The following is a 9364-nucleotide window of genomic DNA, read 5'->3' as shown; positions in this document are numbered from 1 at the left end:
CTGATTAACTCTTGCCTCGCTAAGCGTTGCTGTCTGCCGTCTCAGTGGGGTCGCATTATAGGGCGCGGCGAATTTTACGCAAGCGTTTTTTAAAGAAAACTTGAAATAAAGTGCTGTTCGTTCAAAATTCAAGCCAAACCCTACAAAAGAGATACTTTTTTAACTTCAAAATAACTTTATACGGTTATAAAACGCAAAAGCCCGATGAAAATCATCGGGCTTTTGTTGAATAGCTTTAAGTATACTTAGATTAAGCTATACCATATTGCTCACGATAAGCTTTTACTGATGCAAGATGCTCGTTCATAGTACCTTTAGTTTCAAGGTAGCTAATTAAATCTGCAAGTTTTACTATTGAAACTACTTTAGTATTAAAGTCACGTTCTACTTCTTGAATTGCAGACAGTTCAGCTTTGCCTTTTTCTTGACGATCAAGAGCTATTAAGACACCACTTAGATCCGCACCATTTTCTGCAATAATTTCCATAGACTCACGAATTGCTGTGCCAGCAGTGATCACGTCATCTACTAACATGATTTTGCCTTTTAGCTCAGAGCCTACTAATGTGCCGCCTTCACCGTGTGCTTTCTTCTCTTTACGGTTAAAGCAATAAGGCACATCTTTATTGTGATGATCTGCAAGTGCTACTGCGGTAGTTGTTGCAATTGGAATACCTTTATAAGCAGGACCGAATAAAACATCATATTCAATGCCTGCATCTTCAAGGGCGGCAGCATAAAAACGACCAAGACGTGCAAGGTCACGACCTGTATTAAACAACCCCGCATTAAAGAAGTAAGGGCTAGTACGGCCAGACTTTAAAGTAAACTCACCAAACTTTAACACCTGTTTTTCTAAGGCGAATTCAATAAACTCTATTTGATAATCTTTCATTACTATAAACCTATTACTTATTAAGCTAATGCTTGCTTCTGAACGTCAATGATTTCGCGGATTGAATGCTTCGCAAGAGTGAGTAATTCATCAAGCTCATCAAACGAGAAAGGTTCGCCCTCGGCTGTACCCTGCACTTCAATAATTTTACCTGTTTCGGTCAGAATTACGTTCATATCTGTTTCAGCGTCAGAATCTTCTAAATATTCTAAATCGCTAATAGCTTGGCCTTTATAAATACCTACCGAAATAGCTGCAATCATAAATTTAAGAGGATTTGAATTGATCATACCCTTGCTACGCATATGTGTTAACGCATCGACTAGAGCAACACAAGCACCACTGATTGATGCAGTACGAGTTCCGCCATCAGCTTGAATAACATCACAATCAATAGTAATGGTATTTTCGCCTAACGCTTTTAAATCAACTGCGGCACGAAGTGCGCGTGCAATTAAACGTTGAATTTCCATAGTACGACCGCTTTGCTTGCCACGCGCCGCTTCACGGCCATTTCGGGTATGGGTAGAGCGCGGTAACATACCGTACTCAGCTGTGATCCAGCCTTTACCTTGGCCTTTCATAAAACGCGGTACACCTGATTCAACAGTGGCTGTACAAAGTACTTTTGTGTTACCAAACTCAACCAACACAGAGCCTTCAGCATGCAAAGTGTAATTACGTGTAAATGTAACCGGTCTAATTTGGTTAGGTGTTCTTTCGCTTGGACGCATTCACGATCCCCTTAATTCAGAATTTCCCACATTATATGTATATATAGCTGTAGATGCCATGCTGATTTAAACAAAAGCAAATTGTAAAATTCGCAGCAACAAAAATTTCCGCTAGAGCTTAACCAGTGTTACGGTATAATCACTTTTAATATTGTTTAATAAAACTAGGAAACCATCCATGATCCACAGTATGACTGCTTACGCGCGTCGCGAAATAAAAGGCGATTGGGGCACTGGCACGTGGGAAGTTCGTTCAGTTAACCAACGCTACCTTGAAACCTTTATTCGCGCACCTGAGCAATTTCGTGGCATGGAGCCGGTGATCCGTGAGCGCCTACGTAAACATTTACAACGCGGCAAGGTTGAAGTGTTCTTAAAGTTTGTGGCAAACCCAGCCCATGTTGGTGAACTTTCAATTAATGAGGCGTTGGCTGCACAACTGATCAATAGCGCCAAATGGGTGCAACAACAAAGTAATGGCGATATTAATCCTGTCGACATCTTACGTTGGCCTGGTGTTATGGAAGCTGAAGAGCTAGATATGGATAGCGTTAACACCGCACTCATTGCTGGTTTTGATCAAGTGATTGAAGATTTTAAATCTGCACGTGGTGATGAAGGCGCTAATCTTGAAGAGATGATAGCCACTCGCCTTGATGCTATTTTAGAGCAAGTAGCGATAGTTGAAACTCACATGCCAGAAATTGCCAAATGGCAGCGTGAAAAATTAGCACAAAAATTAGAAGATTTAACTGCAAATATTGACGAAGCTCGCCTTGAGCAAGAGCTCATCTACCTTGCACAAAAACAAGACGTAGCTGAAGAACTAGACCGTTTAAAATCTCATGTCAAAGAAACTAAAAAAATCCTTAAAAAAGGTGGCGCTTGTGGTCGTCGTTTAGATTTCATGATGCAAGAGTTTAACCGCGAAGCAAACACCCTCGCCTCTAAATCAATCAATAGCGACATCACCAATGCTGCGGTTGAGCTTAAAGTATTGATAGAGCAAATGCGTGAGCAGATCCAGAATATTGAATAGTATTTCAGGTCATATCTAGTCACTACATAACTGGTTAAAAATGTTGTATTTAGCCAGTTTTTCACTTCTAATCATTTCCATTCACTTCGTAAATCATCTACTATTTCGGTCACCTAACTGGTTACCTAACTTTTAATGATGACTGATAAAAGACAAACACGAAAAGCAAAAGCCAACGGCGAGGTTAATAAAGGGCCATTAACACAAGCAGAGATCCTGTCTTATATAAAAGATGGTCGTCCAGCACAAATTTCCGACGGAAATGGTTTCTACTTTGTAATAAATGATGCTGGGCACCCTTTCTGGGCATTAAGGTATACAAAGCCTAATGGAAAACGTGCTTGGAGTTACTTTTCATCACCGAGGGAAATGTCCTTAGCTGAGGCACGTTCAGAAGCAGCCACCATAAAGTTAAAAATAAAACGTGAAGGTTTTGACCCCGCATCTGAAAAGAAGAAAGCTAAATCCCAGAGGCTTCATACCGTAGCGGACTTATGGGCTGACTTTTATGAACGGGAGTCGAAGCGTATCGAACACCCTAATATTATCGCCTCATTGTATAGACGTGAAATATTACCCGTTATTGGTAGATACGAATTAGTAAAAGTAGAGCCCACTGATATTCGCTTCATCATCGAAAGAATTAATGAAGGTTACGGAAGCAAGAAGCCGCGTAAGACAGTAGCAAATAAAACCCTATACCTGCTAACCAAGATCTTTAACCATGCTCAAAAGCTCAATTTGGTCCAATATAACCCAGCCTCTATCTTTACAGCAAAAGATGCTGGAGGCACTGAAAAGCCGAAGGAGTTTTCTCTTAACATCGAGCAGGTAGCTGAACTTTTTAGTGCTTTACGTAAAAACATTGGAAAGATTGCCATCCAAGACTACTGGGGATTAGCACTACTTCTCTCTACAGGGGTACGCAAAATGGAGTTATATGCGGCACGATGGAGTGAATTCGATTTAGACAATGGAACTTGGCACCTTCCAGCTGAAAGAACAAAATCAAGACGCGGGTTTACCCTACCCTTAGCACCGCAAACTATTGAGTGGCTGCTACAAGTTAAAGCCTATTCCGGAAACTCAAACTACTTATTCCCCAGTAGAAAAAAAGGCAAGTCAGATAATACGCATGTGTGTGAAAACACAGTTAATCATTCTTGCTTAAAATTAAAGAAAAAAGGGGAAATTCCTTGGCCAGAATTTGATCCTCATTCACTTAGACACACATGCCGTTCTTTATTGTCAAAGTTAAAAGTCCCGACTGATGTCGCTGAACGTTACATAAACCACTCGTTTGTCGGGCTACAAAAGGTGTATGACAACCATGATTATTTTGAGGAACGCAAAGAAGCAGCTGTTGAGTTAGCTGATATCTTAGCTCCTCTTATAAATATAGATAACCTGCTTAGAAAGTAGTAGAGGTAGTAGAAGTAGTTTTAGCACAAAAATTATCGCTACTACTTCGTCTGTAAAACATACAAAAAATAATTAACAAACATGCGTCTAGATATTTGCTACCCATACATAAAGTGCGTGATCGAATATGAAACATTAAAAAGTATTGTACAATGATTTAAAAATGCTCATGGGTAACTATTAAGGTTTTTTCGATTGCGCCTAGAAATGTTGCTAATAAACCATAGTTTATAAAGGTCAAACTCTCAGCACAGCTGCGAAATGAAAGAGCAAAAGCGTCAAAAAGCCGATTTAAAATAGGCAACAACAGTTTGTTGCCATAGACAACGCTAACTAAACAGATTGAACAAATTAATAACAAGGACTTAAAAACTATGACCAACCAAATCAATCAGGACGATATTAACAAAGCGGTGTGGAATGCCTGCGACACCTTTCGTGGTGTGATCAGTGCCGATACCTATAAAGACTTCATCCTCACTATGCTGTTTTTAAAATACATCTCTGATGTATACAAAGACGAATACAACAATCTGATTGCTCAGTATGGCGACAAGCCAGAGCTAATTCACGCCATGATGTCAAAGCAGCGTTTTGTATTACCCGAAGGCGCTAGCTTTTGGGATTTATACGAAAAGCGTTATGAAGCAGGCAACGGCGAGCGCATTGATAAAGCCCTTCATGCCATTGAAGAAGCTAACGGCAGCAAGCTTAAAAACGTATTCCAAGATATCAGCTTTAACACCGACCGCTTAGGTCAAGAAAAACAAAAAAACGATTTACTGCGCCATTTGTTAGAAGACTTTGGTAAAGACATTTTAAACCTAAGTACAGAGCGTGTAGGTAGCTTAGATATTATCGGTAACGCTTATGAATACCTTATTAAACACTTTGCCGCAGGCAGTGGCGCTACCGCTGGCGAATACTACACACCGCCTGAGGTCTCAACTCTTTTAGCAACGGTTTTAGAGCCAGTTGAGGGCGACCAAATATGCGATCCCTGTACAGGTAGTGGCTCGTTGCTTTTAAAATGTGGCGCTATGGTGCGTAAAAACTCTGGCTCCAAAAAATACGCATTATTTGGGCAAGAAGCCATTGGCTCTACATGGGCACTCGCCAAAATGAACATGTTCCTACACGGTGAAGACAACCACCGTATTGAATGGGGCGACACCATTCGCAACCCACTGTTACTTGATAAAGACGGCAACGGCTTATTGCACTTTGATGTAGTAACAGCTAATCCGCCATTCTCATTAGATAAATGGGGACATGACGATGCCAGCAGCGACCCTTACGGACGTTTTCGCCGTGGTGTGCCACCTAAAACTAAAGGTGACTATGCGTTTATTAGTCATATGATTGAAACGCTAAAACCGGAAACAGGTCGCATGGGTGTTGTAGTGCCACATGGCGTGCTATTTCGCGCATCGAGCGAGGGCAAAATCCGCCAACAACTGATTGAAGAAAACTTGTTAGACACTGTTATTGGCCTGCCAGAAAAGCTGTTTTTTGGTACAGGCATTCCGGCAGCTATTTTAATTTTCAAAAAGCAAAAAATTGATAAAAACGTCCTGTTTATAGATGCCAGCCGTGAGTTCAAATCAGGTAAAAACCAAAACCAGTTAACACCAGACAACATCCAAAAAGTTATCGATACCTACAAAGTGCGTGAAACGACCGAAAAATATTCATACCTAGCCAGTTTTGATGAAATTGCCGAGAACGACTTTAACTTAAACATTCCTCGTTATGTTGATACTTTTGAAGAAGAAGCAGAGATTGATTTAGTGGCAGTACGCACTGAACGTGTACAGCTAAAAATTGAGCTGCAAACCCTCGAAAAAGAAATGGATAGCTACTTAAAGGAGTTGGGTTATGGTGCCTAATGGATTTCAGCATATAAATGGGTTAGGTAATTTTCCTTCTGATTGGCAGGTAAAGTCTGCCGACTGCGTTACAACAAAAATCACTAAAGGTACTACTCCACCCAAAAGTGAGATTGTTCAGGACTCTAATATTCCCTTTTTAAGGGTAAATAATTTGAGTTTTAATGGCCGCCTAAATTCATCGTCCGAAATGCTTTTTGTTTCCAGTGATGCTCACGAAGGCTTTTTAGCTCGCTCAATAGCTTATCCCGACGATATTCTTATGAATATTGTAGGCCCTCCTTTGGGCAAAATATCAATGCTTGATAAACAATACGATTCGTACAACATGAATCAAGCAATAGTAATTTATAGAACTTCACCTGAGCACATTGATAAATATTACTTTTTAAAGTTTTTGACCAGTGAACTCGCACAACAATGGTTACAATCAAGATCAAAAAAAACATCTGGTCAGCAGAATCTGACTATTCAATTGTGTAAAGAGCTTCCTGTTCCAGTTCCCCCTCTCCCAGAACAACGTAAAATCGCCAAAATCCTATCCACTTGGGATAAAGCGATTAGCACCACCGAGCGCCTAATCGACAACAGCAAACAGCAGAAAAAAGCCCTAATGCAACAACTGCTCACGGGTAAAAAGCGCCTACTTGATGATTCAGGTAGAGCGTTTAAGGAAGAGTGGGAAGAGGTTAAGTTGGGCGATGCCTGTTCAAAAGTTACTGATGGTGCCCACCATAGTCCACAAAGTGTTGAAGTTGGTTACCCCATGTTTTCAGTGAAAGATATGAGACCAACAGGCTTCGCTGAAAATACAGCTAGACATATCAGTGAGGGGGATTTTAAAGCCTTGGAAAAGCAAAACTGTAAGCCAGAGATTAATGATATTTTGATAGCGAAAGATGGCTCTATTTTAAAATACTGTTTTGTTGTGAAAGAGGAAATTCAAGGCGTAATTTTATCCTCAATAGCTTTATTGAGACCAAAGCTAAACATAATTTCCCCGCATTTTATTGCTCAATATTTTTCACAAGATTCAGTAAAATTCTTTGTAGGCAAAGCGCTGACTTCTGGTTCGGGGGTTCCTCGAATTATTCTTAAAGATTTTAAAGGGATTCACATTAGAATTCCTAGCTTATGCGAGCAACAGAAAATAGCCACTGTACTAGCTAATGCTGATCAAGAAATCGAACTATTAGAACAACAACATGCCGATTTAAAACAAGAGAAAAAAGCGTTAATGCAGCAGTTGTTAACGGGTAAGCGTAGAGTTAAAGTAGAGCAAACTGATTTAAAGGCAAATTAATGGAAATTAAAAAATTAACTTTACATAATGTAGGCCGCTTTAATGAGTTAGAGGTGCCGTTAGCACCTTATGGTAGTTACAACGGAAACGTAACCGTTTTGGTTGGTAATAATGGCTCTGGTAAAACATCTATTCTAAAAGCGTTAGCTACATCATTAAGTTGGTTGTCTGCCCGAATTCAAAGTGAGACGGGTAAAGGAAGTCCGTTACTAGAGCTTGTCGTAAAAAATGGTTACCCATCAGCAGCTATTGACCTTGAGGTTTTTAACCATTGCGCTGGGGATATTGAACAAGGTGATTTAGAGTCATATGACGAAAATTATTTCTTCTGGCGAATAGCTAAAGCTAAAAAAGGCCGTAAAGGCGATCATAAAAGTGATTACGCTGGCGTAACCGCTCTCGCGGATTTTTACAGAGAAAAAATTACTAATTTTGATAAATCTTCTTTACCTCTGGTTGCATTTTATTCAGTTGAAAGAGTTGTAGTTGATATACCTTTAAAAATTCGAGGGAAGCACACATTTCATCAACTTGACGGCTATGACAAGTCGTTAACTCAAGGCGTTGATTTCAGACGTTTCTTTGAGTGGTTTAGAGACCGTGAAGATACTGAAAATGAATCTGGGTTGTCTGATGAAGTATTAGAGCAACTGCGAAGTGTTTTAGGTAATGATAACGACACTTGGGCCAAACTAAGTCAGCTAAAAGCATCTAGCAGAGACAGGCAGTTAACGGCAGTCCGTAAAGCAATTTATAAATTTATGCCTGACTTTTCAAACTTAAAAGTTAGACGAAAGCCAAGACTGCATATGTCTATTGATAAAGCTGGTGAGTCATTTGATGTTGCTCAACTTTCGCAAGGTGAAAAATCATTAATGGCTTTAATTGGAGACATAGCTCGCAGATTAGCGGTGATGAACCCCGACCTTGAAAACCCTCTGCAAGGTGACGGTATTGTTTTAATTGATGAAGTAGATATGCATTTACATCCGAAGTGGCAGCGCACTTTGATTACTCAATTAACTAATACTTTTCCTAAATGCCAATTTGTTTTGACGACTCACTCACCTCTAGTGATAAGCGATAGCGAAAACGTACTGACTTATCTTATTGGAAACGATGAAGTTAAACCTTTACCTCCGCTGTTTGGCTTAGATGCGAATACTGTATTACTTGAAATTATGGACACAGATATACGTAACTCCGATATAAGTGAGATGTTAAGTGATTTACTCGATTCAATACATGATTCAAATATTGAAAAAGCACACACGCAATTAAATAAATTAGAACAAGCTCTTCCCTCTAATAATCTGGAGCTATCTAAAGCTAGATTATTACTTAAAAAGCAGGAGCTGAAAATTGCGAAAAATAACTAAAAGAATTGGTTTTGAGCCGACAAGCCTTAGTAATTTCAAAAGAGCACACCCACATGGTAAATACAGTGATTTAGAAACACCTGAAAGAAATGATATTCGAATAGAGTGCGCAAAAGAACAATATTTTTTATGTGCTTATTGCTTAAAGCAAATTACAGGAACAAATCAAGACTCAATGAATGAGCATGTTGAAGCAAGGCGTATTGCACCTAATCGTAGTCTTGATTTTACGAATATAGTTGCGAGCTGCACAACACCAAGGCAATGCGATGATTCTCACGGTTCACAGCCACTGCCTTTGACTCCTTTTATGGGGGCTTGCGAAACCGAACTGCAATTTAAGTTAAGTGGGCGGGTCGTTGGCCTCAGCGACAGAGCTATTGAAACTATAAGAGTATTAAACTTAGGTGATACGTTAACAAACAACCGCTCCCTTATTGAGCAGCGAAAACAATTAACAGAGTCATTACTTTGGGCTAATGGCATAGACCCTAGTGAAGGGCTCGAAGATGATGAGCTAATTGATTTAGTTTTAGCTGATATTACAACCCCCAAAGATGGAAAACTAGAAGCATTTTCACCTGTATTGGTGAACATACTTAAACAATGGATTGATTAATGTTGCATGAAAATAATGTAATACCTGACTTTAAAAAAGAATTTAGCGCAAAAATTCCCGCGCTCGCTCTTTGAATGTCAATGA

At 39.7% G+C, this 9364-nt stretch carries 8 protein-coding genes; 6 read left to right on the top strand and 2 right to left on the bottom strand.

Features of this window, described 5'->3' with window-relative positions; genetic code table 11:
- Positions 1-250 precede the first annotated feature (250 nt).
- Both pyrE and rph read right to left on the bottom strand, forming a co-directional pair.
- Positions 251-895, bottom strand: a complete 645-nt coding sequence (gene pyrE, locus H5180_RS20120) for an orotate phosphoribosyltransferase (RefSeq protein ID WP_145237117.1) — start codon at positions 893-895, stop codon at positions 251-253.
- 20 nt (positions 896-915) lie between these two features.
- Positions 916-1629: a ribonuclease PH gene (gene rph / locus H5180_RS20115; protein ID WP_145237114.1), complete on the bottom strand. Its 714-nt coding sequence runs from the start codon at positions 1627-1629 to the stop codon at positions 916-918.
- 178 nt (positions 1630-1807) lie between these two features.
- Here rph and H5180_RS20110 point away from each other — a divergent pair, with 178 nt between their 5' ends.
- The 6 genes from H5180_RS20110 (at position 1808) to H5180_RS20085 (ending at position 9280) form a co-directional block, all read left to right on the top strand.
- A complete protein-coding gene (locus tag H5180_RS20110) occupies positions 1808-2668 on the top strand; it encodes a YicC/YloC family endoribonuclease (protein ID WP_145237110.1) in 861 nt (286 codons plus the stop codon).
- A 135-nt stretch (positions 2669-2803) separates the two neighbouring features.
- Positions 2804-4090, top strand: a complete 1287-nt coding sequence (locus H5180_RS20105) for a site-specific integrase (RefSeq protein ID WP_182758941.1) — start codon at positions 2804-2806, stop codon at positions 4088-4090.
- A 374-nt stretch (positions 4091-4464) separates the two neighbouring features.
- The gene (locus tag H5180_RS20100) at positions 4465-5979 is read left to right on the top strand and encodes a type I restriction-modification system subunit M (protein WP_182758940.1); all 1515 of its coding nucleotides are present in this window, start codon (positions 4465-4467) and stop codon (positions 5977-5979) included.
- Complete coding sequence (locus H5180_RS20095; RefSeq protein WP_182758939.1) at positions 5969-7282, top strand: restriction endonuclease subunit S; 1314 nt, start codon at positions 5969-5971, stop codon at positions 7280-7282. Before H5180_RS20100 ends, H5180_RS20095 begins: the two co-directional genes overlap by 11 nt.
- On the top strand, positions 7282-8661 hold the full coding sequence (locus H5180_RS20090) for an AAA family ATPase (RefSeq protein WP_182758938.1): 1380 nt from the start codon (positions 7282-7284) through the stop codon (positions 8659-8661). The genes H5180_RS20095 and H5180_RS20090 overlap by 1 nt, the downstream gene beginning before the upstream one ends.
- The gene (locus tag H5180_RS20085) at positions 8645-9280 is read left to right on the top strand and encodes a TIGR02646 family protein (protein ID WP_182758937.1); all 636 of its coding nucleotides are present in this window, start codon (positions 8645-8647) and stop codon (positions 9278-9280) included. Before H5180_RS20090 ends, H5180_RS20085 begins: the two co-directional genes overlap by 17 nt.
- Positions 9281-9364: the final 84 nt, after the last annotated feature.

Source organism: Pseudoalteromonas sp. SR41-4 (assembly GCF_014163985.1).
GTDB classification, from domain to species: Bacteria; Pseudomonadota; Gammaproteobacteria; order Enterobacterales; family Alteromonadaceae; genus Pseudoalteromonas; species Pseudoalteromonas rhizosphaerae.
The sequence above is the reverse complement of the archived record's forward strand: the minus strand, read 5'-3'. Positions and strand labels throughout refer to the sequence as shown.

Coding starts and splice junctions, on each gene's coding strand:
- pyrE (WP_145237117.1), bottom strand. CDS start 895: ATGAAAGATTATCAAATAGAGTTTATTGAATTCGCCTTAGAAAAACAG.
- rph (WP_145237114.1), bottom strand. CDS start 1,629: ATGCGTCCAAGCGAAAGAACACCTAACCAAATTAGACCGGTTACATTT.
- H5180_RS20110 (WP_145237110.1), top strand. CDS start 1,808: ATGATCCACAGTATGACTGCTTACGCGCGTCGCGAAATAAAAGGCGAT.
- H5180_RS20105 (WP_182758941.1), top strand. CDS start 2,804: ATGATGACTGATAAAAGACAAACACGAAAAGCAAAAGCCAACGGCGAG.
- H5180_RS20100 (WP_182758940.1), top strand. CDS start 4,465: ATGACCAACCAAATCAATCAGGACGATATTAACAAAGCGGTGTGGAAT.
- H5180_RS20095 (WP_182758939.1), top strand. CDS start 5,969: ATGGTGCCTAATGGATTTCAGCATATAAATGGGTTAGGTAATTTTCCT.
- H5180_RS20090 (WP_182758938.1), top strand. CDS start 7,282: ATGGAAATTAAAAAATTAACTTTACATAATGTAGGCCGCTTTAATGAG.